This window comes from Nocardiopsis sp. NPDC057823 (genome assembly GCF_042797335.1).
Taxonomy (GTDB): domain Bacteria; phylum Actinomycetota; class Actinomycetes; order Streptosporangiales; family Streptosporangiaceae; genus Nocardiopsis; species Nocardiopsis changdeensis.
Genome location: NZ_JBHVLR010000019.1, coordinates 68,977 through 88,762, shown reverse-complemented (window position 1 = coordinate 88,762; position 19,786 = coordinate 68,977). Strand labels below are relative to the sequence as shown.

Genomic DNA, 19,786 nt, shown 5'->3' with positions numbered 1-19,786 from the left:
CGCCGACCAGGGCCTGTCCCGAGACAGATCCAGGGGCGGGCCGGGGGATGGTAGGCCGGGGGAGGAGCCGGCGTTCCGGGGCGGACCGGGGGCCTCGCCCCCGGCGCCGCCGCCCTCCGCCGGGGTGGAGGGGGCGCACCGCCCGCCGCGGCACGGCGTCCTCCGCGTCCGCGGGCGCGCTAGCGTTGCCCGCTACGGGGCCGACGCCGAAAAGGCGACTCTGACGTTAGAGTAGAAATAAGGACGAGGAGCACAGCGATGCCCGAAGCGGGTCACATGCAGATCGGCGAGGTCGCCGAGCGGACGGGCCTGTCCCTGCGGACCATCCGCTACTACGGGGAGGTCGGCCTGGTCGAGCCCTCGGCCCGCTCCCGCGGCGGCTTCCGCCTCTACACCCAGGAGGACGTCGACCGGCTGAACCTCATCAAGCGGATGAAGCCGCTGGAGTTCAGCCTCGACGAGACCCGCGACCTGCTGGAGACCCTGGACCGGCTGAACGCGGCCGAGACGGAGCAGGGCGAGCGCGAGGCCCTGAGCGAGCGGCTCGACGCCTTCGAGGCCGCCATCACCGCCCGCTGCGAGGCGCTGCGCGGCCAGTTGGCCATGGCCGAGGAGTTCGCCGGGAGGCTGCGCGAGCAGCGGGAGCGGAGCGGCGCGGCCAGGTGAGGACGCGGCCGCGGGGCAACGGTGCCCGCTGCCGTCCGGGACGGGTGCCGGGGGCGCGGCGCTCGCCCGCGCCGTGCCGACGGCCCGGTGTGCCCGGCGGGGGTTCCCGCTGTGACGGTCGCCTCAGTCGCTCTACGTGACTCGAACCCTAACGTAAGGGTAAGTTTGGTCCAGGCCGTTCGCCGCGCCTGAACGCGGGACGGCCGACCGCTTCCCGACCTGCCTCAGGGGCACGGTCGGGTCTGCGGCGACGAGCCCTGCCCGGGGCGCCACGAGCGCCGGACCGGGCCGGGAACCCGAGCCTTCCGCGGCCGTGCGAGCCGCGGACGCACCGGCCCGCGCCGTCGCCGAACACCTGACCCGAACACCGCGGTCCTCGCTGTGGGCTGCCCGAAACCTGATGGGTTCCATGAATCCGCCCGTGAAGAAACCCCGGTCGCTGAAGTCCCGCATCCCGGCCGCCGCGCAGCTGCGCGCGGACGTGCTCGCCGGGCTCGTCGTCGCCCTGGCGCTGATCCCCGAGGCCATCGCGTTCTCCCTCATCGCGGGGGTCGACCCCCGCGTGGGCCTGTACGCGTCCTTCGTGATGGCGGTCTCGATCGCCTTCCTGGGCGGCCGCCCGGCGATGATCTCCGCCGCCACCGGCGCCATGGCCCTGGTCGCCGCGCCCCTGTCCATCGAGTACGGCGTCGACCACCTGATCGCCGCCACCCTGCTGGCCGGGCTGATCCAGATCGGCCTGGGCCTGGCCGGGGTCGCCAAGCTGATGCGGTTCGTGCCGCCCAGTGTGATGACCGGGTTCATCAACGCCCTGGCCATCCTCATCTTCCTGTCCCAGATGCCCTACCTGGCCGACTTCGACATCCCCGTCTACGTGATGGTCGCCGTCGGCCTGGGCATCATCTTCGGCCTGCCCTACCTGACCAAGGCCGTGCCCGCGCCGCTGGTCGCGATCGTCGTGCTCACCGTCGCCACGATCACCATGGGGATCTCCACCCGGACCGTGGGCGACGAGGGCGAGCTGCCCGACTCCTTCCCCGTCCCGCTGATCCCGGACGTGCCCCTCTCCCTGGACACCCTGGTCCTCATCGCGCCCTACTCCCTCACCCTGGCCCTGGTCGGGCTGATGGAGTCGCTGATGACCGCCAAGGTCGTCGACGACCGCACCGAGACCTCCTCGGACCACGGCCGGGAGGCCCGCGGCCAGGGCATGGCCAACATCCTCGTCGGCCTGTTCGGCGGCATGGCCGGCTGCGCGATGATCGGGCAGACCATGATCAACGTCTCCTCCGGCGCGCGCACCCGCGTCTCCACCTTCCTGGCGGGCGTGTTCCTGATGGTCCTGTGCGTGGGGCTGGGCGACATCGTCGGACTGATCCCCATGGCCGCACTGGTCGCGGTGATGGTCTTCGTGTCCGCGGTGACCTTCGACTGGCACAGCATCGCCCCGGCCACGCTCAAGCGCATGCCCTGGAGCGAGACCCTGGTCATGGTCATCACGGTGGCCGTCGTCGTGGCCACCCACAACCTCGCGCTGGGTGTGATCGCCGGGGTCGTGGTGTCGATGGTGCTCTTCGCCGGCAAGGCCGCGATGCAGGCCGACGTCACCAGCGTCCTGGACCCCGACGGCGGCACCCGGGTGTACTCCGTCAGCGGCGAGGTGTTCTTCGCCTCCAGCGGCGAGCTGGTCAACCGGTTCGACTACACCGAGCAGGGCCTGGACAGGGTGGTGGTGGACATGTCCGCCGCCCACGTGTGGGACTCCTCCGCCGTCGCGGCCCTGGACCGCGTCCGCGAGCACTTCCGCGGGCACGGGGTCGAGGTCGAGGTCACCGGCCTCAACGAGTCCAGCAGCAGGCTGCACCGGGAGCTGTCGGGCACCCTGACCGGCGGGCACTGACACGCCGCGCGGGCCGGGCGGGGGTCGTCGGGGTTCCGGCGGCCCCCGCCGTTCCGTGTCCTCGGGGCGGTGGTGCGCCGGTGCCCGCCGGGGCGGGGCCGCCTGCCGGCGGCGCGGGAGCGGCGGGGTCACGGCGTGAGCGAGCGCAGGGCCTCCAGGGTCTCGGACCATTCCCCGATGCAGCGGCTCAGCGCCTCGCGGTCGGTCGCCCCCACCGCCCTCTTCTGCTCGCGCACGTCGATCACCCGGTCCAGCCAGCACTGTTTCTCGTGCTCGTCACGGGCCCCGTCGTGCAGGGCGACGTAGCGTCCGGCGAGTTCGTCGCCCACGGCGAGGAACGTCCTCTGCAGCAGTACGAGGTCGGCACTGTGGCGATGGACCAACGGGGGGTCACGTCCCATCGTGTCGGGAGGGCTCCGGCGACGGTGGCGGCCGACCCCTCCGGCCGGAACGGGCGTGTCCCACCCGGGGGAGGAGGAAGGGCGACAGGGCACCAGAATACTACTCTTACGTAAGAGTAGGTAGGGGTTCCCGGGATGTGCGTACGTGACGTGCGGGCCGGAACGAGGCGGCCGGTGCGGAGGGCTGCTCGACGCGCGGTCCGGGGGCGGCCGACCCCCTGCGGGGGCAACGATCGGGGGGAGGTGCGGGTGCCCGTTCCAGGGAGTCGGCCCGTGCGTGGGCGGCGCCGACGGGCCGGTCCGCCCTGTTCCGCTCCGCCCGGTCCCGCACGGAGGTCTCCCCCGTGGCTCACACGGGCGAGCCCGGCTTCGCGGCCTACCCCGCGGGTGAGGTCTTCTCAGGCCATGGGCGGGTCAGGGGGGAGACCGGTCCGTAGGAGACGACCGCGTCCATGCCCGCGCCTGGCAGGCGGCCGCGAGGCGGGTGCCCCGGGACGTCCAGGAGGAGACGGTCATAGAGAAGGGGTAGGCAGGGGGCGGTGGCCGACCCCCGAGGCGGGCGGGTCGCCGCCGGAACCGGCCGGGGCCGGCCTACGGGCGGTCTTCGACCAGGCGTGCGCGGGTCTCCTCGCAGCGCACCCCGGAACGGGCCCGGGGCGCCGTCACCGCGGCGGCCCCGGGCCGGATCCTGCTCAGGGGGTGGGGTCGTACTGCTCGCCGGTCATCGGGTTGGTGGCCAGCCCCGTGGCCGGGTCGTAGTCGACGTCCATGCCCAGGTCCGGGTCGTGCAGCAGCCCGGTCTCGGGGTTGCGCGGCAGCCCGGAGGCGGGGTCGATCTCCCAGCCGGTCACCGGGTCGGTCTGCGGGGTCCCCTCCTGCCCGGCGACGCCCTCGGACGGGTCGGCGGAGGGCTCCGGGGAGGGCGCAGCGGGGGACTCCTCCGACGGCGGGGTCCCGGTCTCCTCCTGCTGCTCCTCCTGCCGGGGGGCCTGCTCCTCGGCGACGACCTCGCTGCGCCCCGCCTGGGACTCCGCGCCGCCCTGCGGGTCGAGCACACCCCAGCTCACCAGGGCCAGGATGACGATGCCCAGGCCCACGCGGTAGTAGACGAACGGCATGTAGCTGTGCGTGGAGATGAACTTCATCAGCCAGGCGATCACCACGAACCCGACCACGCCCGCGATGACCGTGCCCACGATCGTGGCGCCCCATCCGGCGTACTCGCTGTCGCCGATGTCGGTCAGCTTGTACAGGCCCGCGCCGAACACGGCGGGCAGGGCCAGCAGGAAGGCGTACTCGGCCGCGTCCTTGCGGTTGAAGCCCATCAGCATCCCACCGGTGATGGTGCCGCCGGAGCGGGAGACGCCGGGGATCAGGGCCAGGGCCTGGAAGAGGCCGAAGCCCAGGCCGCGCGGGATGTTGAGGTCCTCCAGCGTGCGGTGCTTGCGGGAGTAGTGGTCCGCCAGGCCCAGGAAGACGCCGAAGATGATGAGGTTGAGCGCGACCAGGCGCAGGTCCCGGAAGACGCTGTCGATCTGGTCCTCCAGCAGCAGCCCCAGCACCACGATCGGGATCGAGCCGAGGATGACGTACCAGCCCATGCGGGCGTTGACGTCGCCGCGCAGGCGGCGGTCGAACAGCGACCTGGTCCAGGTGGACAGGATCGCCCAGATCCGCTGGCGGAAGTAGATGACGACGGCCAGTTCGGTCCCGATCTGGCTGACGGCGGTGAAGGCGGCTCCGGGGTCGGGCCAGCCGAAGAAGGCGGACACCACGCGCAGGTGCCCGCTGGAGGAGATCGGGAGGAACTCGGTCAGGCCTTGGACCAGGCCTAGGACGATGGCTTCGAGAATGGACACGGCAGGGTCTGCTCCGGGTTGTCGCGGTGGCGTCGCCGGGTGGGAAACCAGGGGGCGGCCCGGGCACACCGGGACGTGTCCCCGGGGAAGGAACGGAAGCGGGAGCGGTTCCGGGGGATCGGGGCCGTTCGCGTCCGCGGCGGACCGGGTTCGGCGGGCGAGAACCCGGATCCCTGGTCAGAGGCAAGAATAGTGTGCTCCGGAAGGGTTATCGGACACGGGGCGTGGTGAGCACGGGCACTGTCCGTTTCACGGTGTCCGGTGGGCGGGCGGATCGGAACGCCGCCCGGGGCGGGAGGACCGGGCCGCCGGGTCCGGTCCCGGGGTGCCGGCCCGGACGAGGCCGTGCTCGTAGGCCGCGATGACGAGCTGGGCCCGGTCGCGTGCGTGCAGCTTGGCGAGCAGGTGCCCGATGTGGGTCTTGACGGTGCCGATGGAGATGGTCAGGGCCGCGGCGATGTCCTGGTTGGACAGGCCGCGCCCCACCAGGGTCAGCACCTCCGTCTCGCGCGCGGTGAGCACCCGCGGCCCCTGCCCGGCCGGGGGTGCGGGCCGGTCCACGTAGTGGGCGACGAGCCGGGTGAGGATGTCCGGGGCGAACAGCGACTCGCCCGCGTGGGTGCGCGCGACCGCCTCGACCAGCCGGGCCGGTTCGGCGTCCTTGAGCAGGAACCCGCTGGCCCCCGCGCCCAGCGCGGCGCGGACGTACTCGTCCAGCTCGAACATGCTGAGCACGAGGACACGGGTGGCGGCCAGGTCCGGGTGGCCGGTGATGCGCCGGGTCGCCTCGATGCCGTCGCCGCCCGGCATGCGGATGTCCATCAGCACGATGTCCGGGCGCAGCTCCACCGCCCGCTCGAACGCGCCCTCCCCCGTGTCGGCCTCGCCGACGACGCCGAGCCCGGGGGCACCGTCGATGATCAGCCGGAGGCTGTGGCGGATGAGCGGCTGATCGTCGGCGACCAGCACGCGGACCGGGCCGCCGTCCGCCCGCCCGCCGTTCCCCGGGCCGCCGTTCCCCGGGCCGCCGTTCCCCGGGCCGCCGTTCCCCGGGCCGTCGGCCAGTGGTCCGCCGGTCATCGGGCCTCCCCGTCCGGAACGGTCGCGGTGAGCCGGAACCCGCCCCCGGTGCGCTCGGCGCGCACCGTGCCGCCGAGCAGGGCGACGCGTTCGCGCAGGCCGGTGATGCCCCGGCCGGTCCCCGGGTGGGGCCGCCAGTCGGGGGCGGGGCCGTCGTCCTCGACCGCGACCACGACCGCGCCGCCCCGGCGGAGCACGGTGACACGGGCGGGCACGGGCCCCGCGTGGCGGGCGGTGTTGGCCAGCCCCTCGCGGACCACCGCGCACACGGTGAGCTGCGCGCCCGCCGACACCTCCCCGGTCCCGCCCAGGTCCAGGACGGCGGCGACCCCGCCGCGGCGCGCCGACTCGACGATGGCGGGCAGGTCGCGCAGGGTCTCGGCCGGGCGCAGCCGGGCCGGCTCGGCCTCCTCGCCCGGGGTCCGCAGCACGGTGAGCATGCGGCGCAGCTCGGTCGTGGCCTCCCGGCCCGCCCGCTCGATGTCGGCCAGCGCCCGTACGCGCTCCGCCTCGCCCTCCGGGCCGGCCGCGGTGCGCGCCGCCGCGGCGCGGACGGTGATCAGCCCGAGCCCGTGGGAGGCCAGGTCGTGCAGGTCGCGGGCGATGCGCAGGCGCTCGGCCTGGGCGGCGCGCTCGGCCGCCCACAGGGTCAGCGCGTCCTCGTGGGCGCGCCGCCGCCGACGGGAGTGCAGCACGGCCCAGACGACGACCGACACGGCGGAGGCGGCGATGGCGCACACCCCGGCCAGCGCCAGGACGCGGGGCTCCGCGCCGGTGGAGGCCAGCGCGAGGGCGAGCAGGGCCAGGGCGGCGGACGCGACGACGCCGGCGCGGGAGCGCAGCACGGGGCGGTCCGCCACCGCCTCCTGTGTCCGTTCCATCCGGCCGAGTCTAGGTTCCGCGGCCGCCGCCGCACATCCGACCACGGTCGGAGCGACCCGGGGAGGAGCCGGGGCGCACAAGACCCGCCCCCGGTCCGATGGCGGGGTCCGGCGCGGCCGCTGGAATGGCGGGCATGATCACGATCGAACAGCTCACCAAGCGCCGGGGCCGACGCCCCGTCCTGGACGGGGTCGGGTTCGAGGCCCGCCCCGGCCGGGTGACGGCGTTCCTCGGGCCCAACGGCGCGGGCAAGTCCTCCACCCTCCGCATCCTGCTCGGCCTGGACCGCGCCGACGGGGGCACGGCCCTGGTCGGGGGCCGCCCCTACCGGAGCCTGCGTGATCCGCTGCGCACGGTCGGCTCGATGCTCGACGGCTCGGGCGCGCACCGCTCCCGCACGGCCCGGGCCCACCTGGCGTGGGTCGCGCGCAGCAACGGCATCCCCCGGCGCCGGGTCGGCGAGGTGCTGGAACAGGTCGGGCTGGCGGACTCCGGACGGGTGCGGGTGGGCCGGTACTCCCTGGGCATGGGCCAGCGCCTGGGCCTGGCCACCGCGCTGTTGGGCGAGCCGGAGGCGCTGGTGCTGGACGAGCCGGTCAACGGCCTGGACCCGGAGGGCATCCGGTGGATGCGCGGCCTGCTGCGCGGCCATGCCGGGGCCGGGGGCACGGTGCTGCTGTCCAGCCACCTGATGGGGGAGGTCGCCGGGATCGCCGACGACCTCGTGGTCATCGCCGGGGGCCGGATCGCCGCGCGGGGGACGCTGGACGAGGTCACCGCCGGCCACCCGAGCCTGGAGGACGCCTTCTTCGCCCTCACGGGGGCCACGGGTGCGGGGGAGGCCGGGAGATGAGGTCCGCGGGCATCCTCGGCGCCGAGCTGCGCAAGGCCGCCTCCCTGCCCGCGACAGGGGTGGCCGTGCTGGTGGCGCTGCTGGGCTCGGCCCTGATCACGCTGCTCAACGCCCTCTCCGCCCGGTCCGGCGCGGAGGGCCTGACGTCGCCGTTCGAGGTCGGCTACGCGGCCGTTCCGCTGGGCACCGTCGGCGCGGTCGTGCTCGGTGTGGTCGTCGTCAGCAGCGAGTACACCTCGAACAGCCCCGACGCGGGCGGCGGCCGCCAGATCACCGCGACGCTGGCCGCGGTCCCCTCCCGGCTGCGCCTGCTCCTGGCCAAGGCCCTGACCGTGGTCCTGGCGGTCGCCGCGACCGCCGCGGTCACCATCCCCGCGAGCGTCGGCGTCGCCCGCCTCGTCATCGGCGGCGCCGCAGCCGAGACCGTCACCCCGGAGGAGATGCTGCACCGCTTCCTCGGGGCGACGCTCTACTGGGTGCTCACGGGGCTGATCGCCTTCGCGATCACGGTGCTGACCCGCAGCGGGGTCGTCCCGCTCATCGTCCTCATCGTGAACAGCTCCCTGGTCTCGTTCTCGCTGCTGCTCACGCGCCTGACACCGCTCGCGCACTGGCTGCCCGACATGGCGGGGCGCCGCCTCTTCGGCGGGCTGGGCACGGTCGAGGGCGGGCTGGACGCGGTGCCCGGGGCGCTCGTGATGGCGGCCTGGACGCTGGGGCTGCTGGCGGTGGCCGCCGCGGTGTTCTCCCGGCGGGACGCGTGAGCGCGGCCGTGCGCGGGGCGGCGCACCCGCGGGTACACGCTCCGGCGTCACCGGTGGCGCGCCTGTACGGGGTCACCGCCGCCGAGCTCGCCAAACTGGCCACCCTGCCCGCCGCCGTGGCGTCGGCCGTCGCCACGGTCCTGGTGGGGGCGGTGATCACCGCGGCCCTGGCGGCGTACGCCGCCGACCAGGGGAGCGCGGGCTCCCCGGTGGCCGCGGTGGTCCAGGCGGTCCCGTACGTGCAGGCGGGCCTGGTCCTGGTCGGGGTCTGGGCCGCCGCCCACGAGTACGCGGGGGCGCAGATCCGGACGTCCCTGGTGGCGGTCCCGGGCCGCGGGCTGCTGCTGGCGGGCAAGACCGCGGCGGCGCTGGCCGCGGTGACGCTCACCGCCGCGGCGACCGTCGGCGCGAGCACGGCGGCGGCCGCGGTGACCGGCCGCCTGCTCGGCGCGGGGCCCGTCTGGGAGAGCGCCGACCCGCGCACCGCCCTGGGCGCGGCGGCCCACCTGGCACTGCTGGGCCTGCTCTCCCACACCGTCGCGCTGCTGCTGCGGCACCTGGTCCCGGCGCTGGTCGGGATGCTGTCCCTGGTCCTGATCGCCTCCCCGCTGCTGGGCGGGCTCACCGAGCACGCCCGCTGGCTGCCGGACCGCGCGGGGGCGCTGCTGTTCGACCCGGCCGACACCGTGCTCACCGGGGCCACGGGCGCGCTCGTGCTGCTGGGGTGGATCGCGCTGGCCGGCTGCGCCGCCGCGGTCCGGTTCGCGCGCAGCGACCCCTGACCGCGGGGGCGGCGCTACCTCCGGTCGTCGCCGTCCCCGCGCCCATCCGCCGCCGGCGCCTCGTCGGGGCGGAGGGCGCCGAGGATGAGCGAGAGCCCGAACGCGAAGTCCTCGTCGGGGTCGTAGTCCTCGGCCAGGGCCTGGGCCGCGATGACCTCGGCCAGGTGCGGGTGGGACTCGGCCAGGGGGCCGTCCAGGATGCCGCCCGCGACCTCGGCCAGGCTCTCGCGGTCGGTGAAGGGCAGGCTCAGCTCCTGCATGACGAACCCGTACACGTAGCTGTCGATCAGGGACACCGCGCGCACGGCCAGGCCCACGGAGAAGCCCTGGGAGCGCAGGACGCCCAGGACGGTGTCGTGGTGGCGCAGCGTCGCGGGGCCGGGGTCGGTGCGGGAGTCCAGCAGGCCCACCGCCCAGGGGTGGCGGCGCAGCGCGGCGCGGGCGGAGGCGGCGCGGTCGCGCACGGCGGACCGCCAGTCCGAGGCCGGGTCGGGGAGGTCGATCTCGGCGAACACCGCGTCGACCATCCCGTCGAGGAGGGCCTCGCGGTTGGCCACGTGGTTGTAGAGCGACATCGCCTCGACGCCCAGCCGGCCGGCGACGGCCCGCATGGTGACCCCGGCCCCGCCCTTCTCGTCGGCCAGGGCGGTCGCGGCGGCGATGACGCGCTCCCGGCTCAGCCGGGGGTGCCTGGGGCGTCCGCGTTCGGCCAATGTGCCTCCTCGGGCCTTGCCAAAACTTACGGGGTAAGTCTAACGTTACTTACACCGTAAGTCAGTGCAGTGGTGCGAGGGGAGCAGGGCCATGCGGAAGGTGTGCGTCATCGGGGCCTCGGGCAAGCTCGGGCGGTACATGGTCGGGCACGCCCTGGACCGGGGGTACGAGGTCGTGGGCGTCTGCCGCGAGCGCAGCGTCCCCAAGCTCGCGGACTTCGCCGACCGGATCACCGTCGTCCCCGGGGACACGAACGACCGGGAGGTGGTCCGGCGGGCGGTCGCCGGATGCGACGGGGTGCTGACCGTGCTGGTGCCCTGGGGTGTCCGGCAGTACTCGTCGGGCACGGCGCAGGCGGTGCTCGACTTCGCCGAACCCGGCGCGCGGCTGGTCTTCTCCTGCGGCTGGCACGTCGCCCGGGACGGGCGGGACCGCTACACGCGGCGGTTCCGGGCGACCGTCCGCGTGGTCACCGTGCTGGCCCGCCTGCTGCGCGCCGTCGAGGTCGACGACCAGGTGGAGGCCGCCCGCCGGATCTTCGCCAGCGACCGGCGGTGGACCCTGGTCCGGGGGAGCGACCTGGAGGAGGGCGAGAGCCAGGGGCTGCCGGTGTGGAGCCGCCACGTGGGCGACCCGGTGCTCGCGAGCAACCTGACCCGGCGGGTGGACTTCGCCCTGTTCATGGTGGCGGCGCTCACCGACGACACGCTGGTCGGCGAGGCCCCGGCCATCGTGGGGCGGCTGACCCCCAGCGCCCTGGCGCACGCGGCCGACGGCGGCTCCCCGGCCGGGCACGGGGCCCCGTAGGCCCGGCGCCGGCGCACACGGAGACGACACCATGGCCGACCACGCACCCGCGCCCCGTTCCGGCGGACGCGCTCCCGCCCCCGACCTCGCCCGCGGGGTCATGCTCCTGCCCATCGCCCTGGCCAACGTGCCGTGGTTCCTCTACGGGGCGGCGACCTCCGGCGTCGGCGCCCACCGCACGGTCGCCACCGGGGCCGACGCCCTGTGGCAGACCGTCGCGATCGTCGCGGTCGACGGGCGGAGCTATCCGCTCTTCGCCTTCCTCTTCGGCTACGGCCTGTGGCAGCTCTACGCCCGGCGGCGGGGGAGGGCGCCGGACGGCGCCCCGGCGCTCCGCCTGCTCCGGTCGCGCCACCTCTGGATGATCGCCTTCGGCGCGGTCCACGCCGCGCTGCTCTGGTCCGGGGACGTCCTGGGCGCCTACGGCCTCGTCGGCCTGGTCGTGACCGGGCTGTTCCTGCGCCGCGCGAGCGGGACCCTCGTGGCGTGGGCCGCGGGGCTCGCCTGCCTGCTGGGCCTCGCGGCGGCGGCAGCCTTGGTGGCGGCCGCCGTCACGGCCCACGGACCGGACCCGTCGCCGGGGGCGGTGCCGCAGCTCGCCGGGATCACGCCGTACGCCGCGTCGGTCCTGCCGCGGCTGGGGATGTGGGCCGTCGTGACCGTGGGGCAGGGGCTGCTCGGACTCGTGGTGCCGATCGCGGTCCTGGTCGCGATCGTCTGCGCCCGGCACCGGGTGCTGGAGGAGCCGGGGGCGCACCGGCCGCTGCTGGTGCGCACGGCGGTCATCGGCATCGCGGTGGGGTGGGCCGGGGCCGTCCCGTCCGCCCTGGTCCACCACGGCGTGTGGGACCTCCCCGAGTGGGCGCCGGTCATGCTCAACGGGTTCACCGGGCTGTTCGCCGGACTCGGCTACGCGGCGCTGATCGCCCTCGTCGCGGCGCGGGTCACGGCCTCCCGCGAGCCCGGACCGCTCGTGTCCGCGCTGACGGCCACGGGCCGCAGGTCCCTGTCCTGCTACCTGTTCCAGTCCGCGGTCTTCGCGCCCGTGCTGTGCGCCTGGGGGCTGGGGCTCGGCGGCGTCCTCACGCAGTGGCAGGCCGCCCTGCTGGCGGTCGCGACCTGGCTGGTGTCGGTGGCCCTGGCGGCCGCCCTGGAACGGGCGGGGCGGCACGGCCCCGCCGAGCGGCTGCTGCGGACCCTCGCCCGTGGGCGCACGCCCGCGGCCCCGGCGGAGCCGGTGGGGTCCGCGGGGCCGGGGTGAGGCCGCCGGTCACCCCCGGGATTCGAGGCGGCCCAGCGGGGACCCCTCCAGGGCCGCGCACTCCCGCTTCCAGGACTCGTGCTCGACGCCGAGCGCGTCGCGCAGGTAGGCCGTGGTCAGGCGCTGTAGCAGCGCCACCCGCTCCGGGGACTCGTCGGTCGTCTCCGCCGCGCCGTACCCCGACACCCCGCCCAGGGAGTGGTGCGCGCCCGACAGTGTCAGCAGGCTCTTGCGCCCCGGGCTCAGGTGGTAGGCGTCGGTCCACCAGTCCGGCCCCCGCACGGAGAGTTGTGAGTGGTCGTCGTCCCCGGCCACGACCAGGGCGGGGGCCGCCATCCCGGCGAAGTCCGGGTTCATGAACGGGAAGTGCTCGGCGGCGAACGGTGTGAGGTCGTCCCCGCCGCGCCCGGCCGCCGCGAGCAGTACGCCCGCCCCGACCCGCGGGTCGGCCAGGTCCCCGCCGGGCACGCCGTCGGCGTCCAGCACCCGCGCGCCCAGCATGGTCCCGGCCGTCTGGGCTCCCCAGGAGTGGCCCGCGACGGCGACGCGGCCGCGGTCCGACCGCCCGGCCAGGCCGGGGACGGCGGCCTCCAGGGCGTCGAGACCGTCCAGGACCCGGACGAGGTCGTCCACGCGGATGCGCCAGATCTCGGGGGTGCGGGGGTCGTCGGGGACGAGTCCCAGCCTCCGGGAGTCGAGGTGGGTGGGCCGGACCACGACGAACCCGTTCGCGGCCCAGTGGTCGGCCAGCGGCGCGTAGCCGTCCATGGACTCCCCGAACCCGTGCGAGAAGACGACGACCGGCAGGGGGCCGCCGCCCGTGGCGGGGGCGGAGACGCGGACGTGCAGGTCCGTGCCGCGCCCGGGGGCGGGGAGGACGACGGGTCCGACGGAGATGACCGGGGTGGGGCCGCTCATGGTGATTCCCTTCGGCGGGCACGGCGGAGAGGCCCCCGTCCGTGCCACAATGAACAAGCGGAACGTTGCTCCGGTTGAATATACGGAACAGTGCTCCGTTTAACAAGGCCGTGCGGAGAAGGGGTGGAGAACAGTGGCGGACCGGGAACAGGGCGGCGGCGGAGCGCCGCGCAGGCGGGCCGACGCCCGGCGCAACGAGCAGGTCCTGCTGGACGCCGCGGCCGCCGTCTTCGTCGAGTCCGGCGTCGACGCCCCCGTGCGCGCGATCGCCGCCCGCGCGGGCGTCGGCATGGGCACCGTCTACCGCCACTTCCCGACCCGCGCCGACCTGGTCACCGCCGTCTACCGCCACCAGATCGAGGCCTGCGCCGAGGCCGGCCCCCGGCTGCTGGCCACCGCCGACACCCCCCACGACGCGCTGGTGGAGTGGGCGGGGCTCTTCGTGGGGTTCCTGGTCACCAAACACGGCCTCGCCGCCGCCATGCAGGGCGACAGCGCCGGGTTCCAGGCCCTGCACGCCTCCTTCCTGGACCGGCTCGTGCCCGTCTGCGAGGAGATCCTCCGCGCGGCGGCCGACGCCGGGCAGCTCACCGCCGGGATCGGCGCCTACGAGCTGATGCGCGCCATCGGCAACCTCTGCGCCGGCGCGGAGACCGACCCCGACTACGACGCCGAGCGCATGGTCGGGGTCCTCCTGGCAGGGCTCCGCGCCCCCCGCGGGGACTGACCGCCGCGGCGGACACGCCTCCCGGGCGGTCCGGGGCGCCCGGCGCGGGTATCAGGGTTCGACGGGGCCCGTCCGCACGGGGCGGGTCCCGGGAGCACGAAGGGGGCGCCATGGGGATCGAGCGCAGCGACCCGGGCACCGCGGGCATCACGCGTGTCCGGCGCGGGCGCGGCTTCCGCTACTACGGCCCCGGGGGCGAGCCGGTGACCGACGAGGCGCTGGTGCGGCGGATCAAGGGGCTCGTCGTGCCGCCCGGCTGGAACGACGTGTGGATCTGCCCCTCCCCGGACGGCCATATCCAGGCGTGCGGCACCGACGACGCCGGGCGGCGCCAGTACATCTACCACCCGGAATGGCGGCGCAGGCGCGAGGAGGCCAAGTACGACGACATGCTGGGCCTCGCCGAAGCGCTGCCCCGGATCAGGCGGACGGCGGACCGCCACCTGGACCTGCGCGGCCTGGTGCGCGAACGCGTCCTGGCCGCGGCGGTCCGGCTGGTCGACCTCGGACTCCTGCGGGCCGGAGGGGACGAGTACGCCGCCCGCAACGACTCCTACGGGGTGGCCACCCTGCTGCGCGAGCACGTGCACCGCACCCGCGGCACGGCCGTGTTCGAGTTCCCCGCCAAGGCGGGCCGGTGCCGGAGGTTCGAGTGCTCCGAACCCGGGGTGGTCCGCGTGGTCGCCTCGCTCCAGCGCGCCCGCTCCCCGGGCCAGGACCTCTTCGCCTACCACGTGGAGGGCGGCTGGCACGACGTGGCCGACGGCGACCTCAACGCCTACCTGCGCGAGATCACCGGGGAGGACCACACCGTCAAGGAGTTCCGCACCTGGCACGCCACGGTCCTGGCCGCCGTCGGCGTCGCGGTGGCGCGCCCCGCCGGCGACGGAGGGGTGTCCGACGGGCTGCGGGCCCACGTGGTGCGCGAGGTGGCCCACCGCCTCGGCAACACCGAGGCGGTGGCCCGCGACTCCTACATCGACCCCAGGGTCTTCCGCCTGGGCGAGCGCGGCGTGACGGTCGCGGACGCGCTGCCCGAACTGGGGGAGGGGGTCCGCACCGGGGAGCTCGCCACCCAGGGGGGAGTGGAGGAGGCCGTGCTGCGCATGCTGCGCGAGCACGGGGACGGGTGAGGGGCCGCCGTCCCGCGGACGGCGGCCCCTCTCACCCCCCGGCTACGCGTCGGCGTCGGCGAGCGCGCCGCGGACGGCGTGCGGGAGCTTCTCCTCCAGGAAGCGCGCCATGGCCTCCTCCTCCCGGAGGATGCCGGTCAGCCTCTCGGCGATCCCCACCTCGCCGAGCTCCCGGGCGGCGACGATGAGCGCCTTGTAGCAGGCGATCTCGAAGTGCTCGGCCGCGTAGTCGGCCAGCGAGTTCTTGACCAGGGTGTCCTTCGCCGGCTTGTTCGCCATCCCCTGGACGGCGCCCATCATCTCGGCGAAGACGGACTTGACCTTGGAGACCTTCCCGCCCAGGGACTGCACACAGGACTCGACCGTCTCCGCCTGGCGGCGGGTCTCCTCCAGGTGGCGCTGGATCCGCGCGTGCACCTCGGGCTCGCCCTCGGCGTCCTTGAGGTGCCGCTCCAGGGTCTCCTCCAGAGACCGCTCCATCGCGTAGGCGTCGTTGAGCCAGTCGATCAGCCGCTCGCGGCTCGTCATCGCGTAACTCTCCCGTCCCGTTCGTCGGTCCGCTTCGTCTTCCAAGCCCCGCGACTACCCCGCGGCGGATCCGGCAAACGGCGTGCCGGTCGCGGCCCTGTCGGTGCCCCGGGAAGGGACCGAATACGATCGCCGTTCGCGGGTAGCGGCCACGGACATGCACGAGGACTTCTCAGAGGAAGAGCGGGGCCCACCATGTTCCGTCACACCAAGGACCTGCAGTTCGAGGCCAAGCCCGAAGCCCCGGACGCCCTGTACGCCATGAAGCTCCAGGAGCTGATCGGCGGCGCCTACGGAGAGATGACCGTCGCCGTGCAGTACCTGTTCCAGGGGTGGAACTGCCGCGTGGAGGGCAAGTACAAGGACCTGATCATGGATGTGGCGACCGAGGAGATCGGCCACGTCGAGATGCTCGCCACCATGGTCGCCCGCCTGCTGGAGGGCGCCCCGGCCGACACCGTCGCCAAGGCGGTCCAGGACCCGGCCGTCGCCGCCATCGTCGGCGGGATGAACCCCCAGCAGGCCATCGTCTCCGGCGGCGGCGCCGTTCCCGCTGACTCCGCCGGTACACCCTGGAACGGCAAGTACATCGTCGCCAGCGGCAACCTGCTCGCCGACTTCCGCGCCAACGTCGCGGCCGAGTCCCAGGGCAGGCTCCAGACCGCCCGCCTGTACAACATGACCGACGACCCCGGGGTCAAGGCGATGCTCCAGTTCAACCTGGCCCGGGACACCGTCCACCAGAACATGTGGCTGGCGGCCATCGAGGAGCTCAAGGAGGACGGCCTCGAAGGCGACATCGCGCCCGACGCCCTCCTCGACGTGGAGGACCAGGAGCACGCCAACACCATCTGGGGACTGTCCGACGGCACGGCCGCGGCCGAGGGCCGCTGGTCCTCACGGCCCGCCCCCGACGGCGACCACGAGCTGCGCTACCTGGACCGGCCCGATCCCCTCGGCGGTCCGGCCTCCGCGCCCCCGCCCGATCCGAAGCTGTACGCGACCTTCGCCGAGCCGGGGGGAGAGGGCTCCGAGAAGGGCGCGTCCGGCGCGACCGGGCGCGAGGGACTGACGGACAAGATCAAGAAGGCCCTGGAGTGAACCTCCCGGCGGGCACCGGGACGAGGAGGCCGACGGGCCCGGGGAGGAGCACGGGGGAGGGGCGGAATGGCGTCCGGTGACCTGTGCCGCCCGGGAGCGCCGCCCCCGGCGACGGCACCGCCCCTGCCCGGGCCCGCGCTGTTGAGACAGGGATGGCGGGGGACGGTGTTCCTGCACTGGCCCGTCGAGGCCGGGCGCGTGGCGCACCTGTTCCCGCCGGGGACCCGGCCGGACGTGCTCGACGGTGCCACGTACGTCGGCCTGGTCGCCTTCCGCGCCGAGTTCACCAGGGTCCTCGGAGTGGTGCCGGTCGGGGCGTTCTCCGAGGTGAACGTACGCCTCTACTCCATCGACGGGCACGGGCGGCGGGGCGTGGTGTTCCTGTCCATGGACGCCGACTCCCTGCACAGCGTCGTCGCGGCCAGGGCCCTGCCGGGGGTCCCCTACATGTGGTCCGACATCGGTCTGCGGCAGGACGGCCCCGGCCGGTGCGCGGGGGCGGTGCGGCGCCGTGCGCCCCAGCGGGGCGCGTGGGCGCGGTGGAGCCTGCGGGTGGAAGAACGGCCGGTCCGCCCCACACCGTTGGAGCGCTTCGTCACCGCGCGCTGGGGGCTGCACACGCGCCGCGCGGGCCTCACCCACTGGGTGAGGGTCTTCCACGAGCCCTGGACCCTCCACCGCGCCCGAACGCTCTCGTACGAGGGGGACCTGACGGCGAGGGCCGGGGTCGGACTCCTCCCCGGAACCCCCCTGGTCTCGGCGCTGTGGTCCCCCGGGGCCGAGGCCGCGGTGACCCCGTCCCTCATCCCCGTGCGCTGACGGTGAGCACACCCTTCTGCGGTGCCCTCCCCGTCGGAAAAGACCGGTCAAAGGACCGGCCGGACGCGTGGGGCGCGGCCTAACGGGTAGTCGCCCGCCCATGAGACTCGGTGAACGCATCCGCAGGATCGAACGCGAGGACCGCCTGGACCCGGCGGTCTCCCGCCTGGCGGGGATCGCCGAACGCCTCCCCGCCGGGAAGGCGCGCGACCTCCTGCACGGGGTACCGCTCGGGCACCCCGTCCACCCCATCGCGGTGCACCTGCCGATCGGCACCTGGACCGCGGCGGTCCTGCTCGACGTGCTGCCGGGCGGGAACCGGCGCGCGTCCCGCGTGCTGATCGGGACGGGCATCCTCGCCGCCCTGCCCGCCGCGGTGGCGGGGCTGGCCGACTGGTCGCAGCTGCACGAGCGGCAGCGGCGCGTGGGCGCGGTGCACGCGGCCGCCAACGGAGCAGCCACCCTGCTCTTCGGGATGTCCCTGCTGTCCCGGCTGCGCGGACGCGAGGGCTGGGGCGTGGCCCTGGGCCTGGCCGGGGCGGGCGCGGTGGGCCTGGGCGGCCTGCTCGGCGGACACCTCTCCTACTACCGGGCGAGCGGCGCCAACAGCGCCGACGCCCTGATCGACCTGGTGCCCGACGGCTGGAGCGACCTGGGGCCGCTGGACGGCTTCCCGGAGGGGAGCCCGGGCCGGGCGGACGCCGACGGCGTCCCCGTCGTGGTGGTACGGGAGGGGGAGTCGGTGTCCGCCCTGCTGGGCACCTGCCCCCACATGGGGGCGCCCCTGGCGGAGGGGGACCTGGTCGACGGGTGCATCCGCTGCCCGTGGCACGGGAGTGAGTTCCGGGTGGAGGACGGGAGCGTCGTCCACGGGCCCGCCACCGCCGCACCGGAGGTCCTGGAGACGTCCGTGGTGGAGGGCCGGCTGATGGTCCGCTCCCCCGCGGCCCGCTACTAGGCCGTGCTCTTCGGACCTCCGCCGCGCTTCGGCCCGCCCGTCGAGTGGCGGAAGGTCCTCAACGGACGGCCTACGGCCACCGGCCTTCCTCGAGGGCCGCTCCTCCGGGACCTCCGGAGCCCCGCCGGGCGCCTCACGAACCCCCCGGCTGCACCGGACAGCGTTCCCGAAGGTCCCTGGGCGGTCGGGGTCAGCCGTCCGACCGTTCGGCGCCGACCTCGTAGAGGGGCTCGGTGCCCGCGGGCACCAGCGGGACGGAGGAGGCCACCACCGTGTCCGGGTACACGTCGACCCGGGTGAAGGCCGACCCGGCCAGCCCGCGGGTGACGTTCTCCGGGCCGAGCGCGTCGCCCGTGTAGGCGAGCGCCCCCGAGATCCACGCCGGGATCCCGGCGAAGGCCCCGGCTGCCGGGTGGTGCGCGTGCCCGGACAGCACCATGCGCACGTCGCCGCCGCGCAGGACGTCGGCGAGCTTCTCGGGGGAGCGCAGCCCCAGCGGGTCCATCAGGGGCAGCGGCGAGGGGATCGGGGAGTGGTGCAGGCCCAGGATCGTGCCCTCGGGCGCCGGGGAGGCCAGCTCCTCGCGCAGCCACTCCAGCTGCTCCTCCCCGAGCTCACCGTGGTGGTGGCCGGGCACCGTGCTGTCCAGGACGATGATCCGCAGGCCGCCGATCCGGTGGACGTAGTACAGGGGCGCGTCGGAGCCGGGTTCGTCCAGCAGGCCCGCGCGCAGCGCACCGCGCTCGTCGTGGTTGCCCATCATGTACAGGGCCGGAACGCCCAGGCGCTCCGCCACGGGCTCGACCGCCTCGCGCAGGATCCCGTAGGAGCGCGGGTCGCCCTCGTCGGCGAGGTCGCCGGACAGCAGCAGGGCGGCGAGGGGGATCCCCGCCTCCTCGACGGACCGCAGCGCCGCCGCCAGGTGGCCGACCGTGTCCTGGGTGCCGTGCAGGGGCTCGCCCGCGCCGACGATGTGGACGTCGCTGAGCTGGATGATGGTGTGGACGGGAGAGGGCATGGGGCCACCGCCGTGGATGCTCGTTCCGTGAGACCGGCCGTTCCCGGCGTCTCGTTGCACACCTCAGCGTCGGCGACCCCGGTGAACGCCGGATGACGGCGGCCCGGCGGCGGGCGAATGCCCGTCGACCCCCGCGTGGCCGTTTCCCCGACACCGACGAAAGTCGGCCGGACCCCCGACGAAGATCACCGGCCCGGGCCCTTGGCGCCGCCGAAGGCGACATCCGGAAGCGTTCCGCCGGCGGATGTGCCGGCGCGGGCCGGAAACCTAGCATCGGAGGTGTTCCGGCGCGGTCGTGCCGGGCGGAAGGGAAGGGACATGGACATGCTCACCCTGGCACAGGCGCTCCCCGGCGAGACGGCTCTTGCCGCGTTCGGACTCACCGCCGCACTGCTGGTGGCGGCGGCCGCGGTCGTGTTCGTCGTCGCCGCGGTGATCAGCATCATCGCCTCCCGGACCGACGGCGGCATGAAGGTCGTATGGCTGGTCCTCGTGGTCGTCGCCCCCTTCATCGGATCCGCGCTGTGGTTCCTCGTGGGCCGCAGGCGCGTCCCCGCCTGACCGCCCTACAAGGAACGGCCCGGACACGCCCCGCGGGGCGTGTCCGGGCCGTTC

General features: G+C 75.0%; 21 protein-coding genes. 13 read left to right on the top strand and 8 right to left on the bottom strand.

The features are described from left to right. The first annotated feature begins 258 nt into the window (after window positions 1-258). Together ACFVNO_RS25315 and ACFVNO_RS25310 are read left to right on the top strand one after the other, a co-directional pair. The gene (locus tag ACFVNO_RS25315; RefSeq protein ID WP_355267180.1) at window positions 259-666 is read left to right on the top strand and encodes a MerR family transcriptional regulator; all 408 of its coding nucleotides are present in this window, start codon (window positions 259-261) and stop codon (window positions 664-666) included. Window positions 667-1,066: 400 nt separating this feature from the next. Beyond that, on the top strand, window positions 1,067-2,566 hold the full coding sequence (locus tag ACFVNO_RS25310) for a SulP family inorganic anion transporter (RefSeq protein ID WP_378896139.1): 1,500 nt from the start codon (window positions 1,067-1,069) through the stop codon (window positions 2,564-2,566). Between the two features lie 128 nt (window positions 2,567-2,694). On the opposite strand, the gene ACFVNO_RS25305 is transcribed toward ACFVNO_RS25310, so the two are convergent. The 4 genes from ACFVNO_RS25305 to ACFVNO_RS25290 form a co-directional block, all read right to left on the bottom strand. Continuing rightward, the gene (locus ACFVNO_RS25305; protein ID WP_355267186.1) at window positions 2,695-2,949 is read right to left on the bottom strand and encodes a hypothetical protein; all 255 of its coding nucleotides are present in this window, start codon (window positions 2,947-2,949) and stop codon (window positions 2,695-2,697) included. A gap of 710 nt (window positions 2,950-3,659) precedes the next feature. Beyond that, a complete protein-coding gene (locus ACFVNO_RS25300) occupies window positions 3,660-4,826 on the bottom strand; it encodes an undecaprenyl-diphosphate phosphatase (protein ID WP_355267195.1) in 1,167 nt (388 codons plus the stop codon). Between the two features lie 249 nt (window positions 4,827-5,075). Then, complete coding sequence (locus ACFVNO_RS25295) at window positions 5,076-5,906, bottom strand: response regulator (RefSeq protein WP_378896136.1); 831 nt, start codon at window positions 5,904-5,906, stop codon at window positions 5,076-5,078. Next, the gene (locus ACFVNO_RS25290) at window positions 5,903-6,787 is read right to left on the bottom strand and encodes a histidine kinase (protein WP_355267201.1); all 885 of its coding nucleotides are present in this window, start codon (window positions 6,785-6,787) and stop codon (window positions 5,903-5,905) included. Before ACFVNO_RS25290 ends, ACFVNO_RS25295 begins: the two co-directional genes overlap by 4 nt. Before the next feature lie 134 nt (window positions 6,788-6,921). Here ACFVNO_RS25290 and ACFVNO_RS25285 point away from each other — a divergent pair, with 134 nt between their 5' ends. From ACFVNO_RS25285 to ACFVNO_RS25275, 3 genes are read left to right on the top strand one after another with little or no spacing between them, the layout of a single operon-like run. Further along, window positions 6,922-7,641 carry an ATP-binding cassette domain-containing protein gene (locus tag ACFVNO_RS25285; protein WP_355267204.1) on the top strand — a complete coding sequence of 240 codons (720 nt, stop codon included), beginning with the start codon at window positions 6,922-6,924 and terminating at the stop codon, window positions 7,639-7,641. After that, window positions 7,638-8,405: an ABC transporter permease gene (locus ACFVNO_RS25280; RefSeq protein WP_355267207.1), complete on the top strand. Its 768-nt coding sequence runs from the start codon at window positions 7,638-7,640 to the stop codon at window positions 8,403-8,405. The genes ACFVNO_RS25285 and ACFVNO_RS25280 overlap by 4 nt, the downstream gene beginning before the upstream one ends. 53 nt (window positions 8,406-8,458) lie before the next feature. Further along, window positions 8,459-9,187, top strand: coding sequence for an ABC transporter permease (locus tag ACFVNO_RS25275; RefSeq protein WP_378896133.1), 729 nt, complete (start codon window positions 8,459-8,461; stop codon window positions 9,185-9,187). 14 nt (window positions 9,188-9,201) lie between these two features. On the opposite strand, the gene ACFVNO_RS25270 is transcribed toward ACFVNO_RS25275, so the two are convergent. Continuing rightward, complete coding sequence (locus ACFVNO_RS25270; RefSeq protein WP_378896131.1) at window positions 9,202-9,900, bottom strand: TetR/AcrR family transcriptional regulator; 699 nt, start codon at window positions 9,898-9,900, stop codon at window positions 9,202-9,204. A 91-nt stretch (window positions 9,901-9,991) separates the two neighbouring features. On the opposite strand from ACFVNO_RS25270, the gene ACFVNO_RS25265 reads away from it, so the two are divergent. Continuing rightward, window positions 9,992-10,708 (top strand): NAD(P)-dependent oxidoreductase, encoded by a 717-nt coding sequence (locus tag ACFVNO_RS25265; RefSeq protein WP_220563660.1) that lies wholly within the window; start codon window positions 9,992-9,994, stop codon window positions 10,706-10,708. Between the two features lie 31 nt (window positions 10,709-10,739). After that, window positions 10,740-11,969: a DUF418 domain-containing protein gene (locus ACFVNO_RS25260; protein WP_378896129.1), complete on the top strand. Its 1,230-nt coding sequence runs from the start codon at window positions 10,740-10,742 to the stop codon at window positions 11,967-11,969. 9 nt (window positions 11,970-11,978) lie between these two features. On the opposite strand, the gene ACFVNO_RS25255 is transcribed toward ACFVNO_RS25260, so the two are convergent. Further along, a complete protein-coding gene (locus tag ACFVNO_RS25255; protein ID WP_378896127.1) occupies window positions 11,979-12,887 on the bottom strand; it encodes an alpha/beta hydrolase family protein in 909 nt (302 codons plus the stop codon). Between the two features lie 133 nt (window positions 12,888-13,020). Here ACFVNO_RS25255 and ACFVNO_RS25250 point away from each other — a divergent pair, with 133 nt between their 5' ends. Continuing rightward, entirely contained in the window at window positions 13,021-13,614 is a 594-nt protein-coding gene (locus tag ACFVNO_RS25250; RefSeq protein WP_378896126.1) for a TetR/AcrR family transcriptional regulator, read from the top strand. A gap of 110 nt (window positions 13,615-13,724) precedes the next feature. Beyond that, window positions 13,725-14,747, top strand: a complete 1,023-nt coding sequence (locus ACFVNO_RS25245) for a DNA topoisomerase IB (protein WP_378896124.1) — start codon at window positions 13,725-13,727, stop codon at window positions 14,745-14,747. A gap of 42 nt (window positions 14,748-14,789) precedes the next feature. Here ACFVNO_RS25245 and ACFVNO_RS25240 read toward each other — a convergent pair whose 3' ends face one another. After that, the gene (locus ACFVNO_RS25240) at window positions 14,790-15,275 is read right to left on the bottom strand and encodes a ferritin-like domain-containing protein (RefSeq protein ID WP_355267228.1); all 486 of its coding nucleotides are present in this window, start codon (window positions 15,273-15,275) and stop codon (window positions 14,790-14,792) included. Between the two features lie 195 nt (window positions 15,276-15,470). Here ACFVNO_RS25240 and ACFVNO_RS25235 point away from each other — a divergent pair, with 195 nt between their 5' ends. From ACFVNO_RS25235 to ACFVNO_RS25225, 3 genes are all read left to right on the top strand, one after another. Then, complete coding sequence (locus tag ACFVNO_RS25235; RefSeq protein WP_355267231.1) at window positions 15,471-16,376, top strand: manganese catalase family protein; 906 nt, start codon at window positions 15,471-15,473, stop codon at window positions 16,374-16,376. Window positions 16,377-16,442: 66 nt separating this feature from the next. After that, window positions 16,443-17,195 carry a DUF2071 domain-containing protein gene (locus ACFVNO_RS25230; protein ID WP_378896121.1) on the top strand — a complete coding sequence of 251 codons (753 nt, stop codon included), beginning with the start codon at window positions 16,443-16,445 and terminating at the stop codon, window positions 17,193-17,195. A 100-nt stretch (window positions 17,196-17,295) separates the two neighbouring features. Continuing rightward, window positions 17,296-18,153 (top strand): Rieske 2Fe-2S domain-containing protein, encoded by an 858-nt coding sequence (locus tag ACFVNO_RS25225; protein ID WP_355267234.1) that lies wholly within the window; start codon window positions 17,296-17,298, stop codon window positions 18,151-18,153. 190 nt (window positions 18,154-18,343) lie between these two features. Here the strand turns inward: ACFVNO_RS25225 and ACFVNO_RS25220 are convergent, their stop codons facing one another. After that, entirely contained in the window at window positions 18,344-19,171 is an 828-nt protein-coding gene (locus ACFVNO_RS25220; protein ID WP_355267237.1) for a metallophosphoesterase, read from the bottom strand. Window positions 19,172-19,489: 318 nt separating this feature from the next. Here ACFVNO_RS25220 and ACFVNO_RS25215 point away from each other — a divergent pair, with 318 nt between their 5' ends. Further along, entirely contained in the window at window positions 19,490-19,732 is a 243-nt protein-coding gene (locus ACFVNO_RS25215; protein ID WP_355267240.1) for a PLDc N-terminal domain-containing protein, read from the top strand. The last annotated feature ends 54 nt before the right edge of the window (window positions 19,733-19,786 follow it).

Excerpts from the sequence above, each read along its gene's own strand:
- ACFVNO_RS25245 (WP_378896124.1), top strand. The coding sequence starts at position 13,725 with ATGGGGATCGAGCGCAGCGACCCGGGCACCGCGGGCATCACGCGTGTC.
- ACFVNO_RS25240 (WP_355267228.1), bottom strand. The coding sequence starts at position 15,275 with ATGACGAGCCGCGAGCGGCTGATCGACTGGCTCAACGACGCCTACGCG.
- ACFVNO_RS25235 (WP_355267231.1), top strand. The coding sequence starts at position 15,471 with ATGTTCCGTCACACCAAGGACCTGCAGTTCGAGGCCAAGCCCGAAGCC.
- ACFVNO_RS25215 (WP_355267240.1), top strand. The coding sequence starts at position 19,490 with ATGGACATGCTCACCCTGGCACAGGCGCTCCCCGGCGAGACGGCTCTT.
- ACFVNO_RS25295 (WP_378896136.1), bottom strand. The coding sequence starts at position 5,906 with ATGACCGGCGGACCACTGGCCGACGGCCCGGGGAACGGCGGCCCGGGG.
- ACFVNO_RS25310 (WP_378896139.1), top strand. The coding sequence starts at position 1,067 with ATGGGTTCCATGAATCCGCCCGTGAAGAAACCCCGGTCGCTGAAGTCC.
- ACFVNO_RS25230 (WP_378896121.1), top strand. The coding sequence starts at position 16,443 with ATGGCGTCCGGTGACCTGTGCCGCCCGGGAGCGCCGCCCCCGGCGACG.
- ACFVNO_RS25290 (WP_355267201.1), bottom strand. The coding sequence starts at position 6,787 with ATGGAACGGACACAGGAGGCGGTGGCGGACCGCCCCGTGCTGCGCTCC.
- ACFVNO_RS25225 (WP_355267234.1), top strand. The coding sequence starts at position 17,296 with ATGAGACTCGGTGAACGCATCCGCAGGATCGAACGCGAGGACCGCCTG.
- ACFVNO_RS25255 (WP_378896127.1), bottom strand. The coding sequence starts at position 12,887 with ATGAGCGGCCCCACCCCGGTCATCTCCGTCGGACCCGTCGTCCTCCCC.
- ACFVNO_RS25315 (WP_355267180.1), top strand. The coding sequence starts at position 259 with ATGCCCGAAGCGGGTCACATGCAGATCGGCGAGGTCGCCGAGCGGACG.
- ACFVNO_RS25220 (WP_355267237.1), bottom strand. The coding sequence starts at position 19,171 with ATGCCCTCTCCCGTCCACACCATCATCCAGCTCAGCGACGTCCACATC.
- ACFVNO_RS25265 (WP_220563660.1), top strand. The coding sequence starts at position 9,992 with ATGCGGAAGGTGTGCGTCATCGGGGCCTCGGGCAAGCTCGGGCGGTAC.
- ACFVNO_RS25285 (WP_355267204.1), top strand. The coding sequence starts at position 6,922 with ATGATCACGATCGAACAGCTCACCAAGCGCCGGGGCCGACGCCCCGTC.
- ACFVNO_RS25280 (WP_355267207.1), top strand. The coding sequence starts at position 7,638 with ATGAGGTCCGCGGGCATCCTCGGCGCCGAGCTGCGCAAGGCCGCCTCC.
- ACFVNO_RS25260 (WP_378896129.1), top strand. The coding sequence starts at position 10,740 with ATGGCCGACCACGCACCCGCGCCCCGTTCCGGCGGACGCGCTCCCGCC.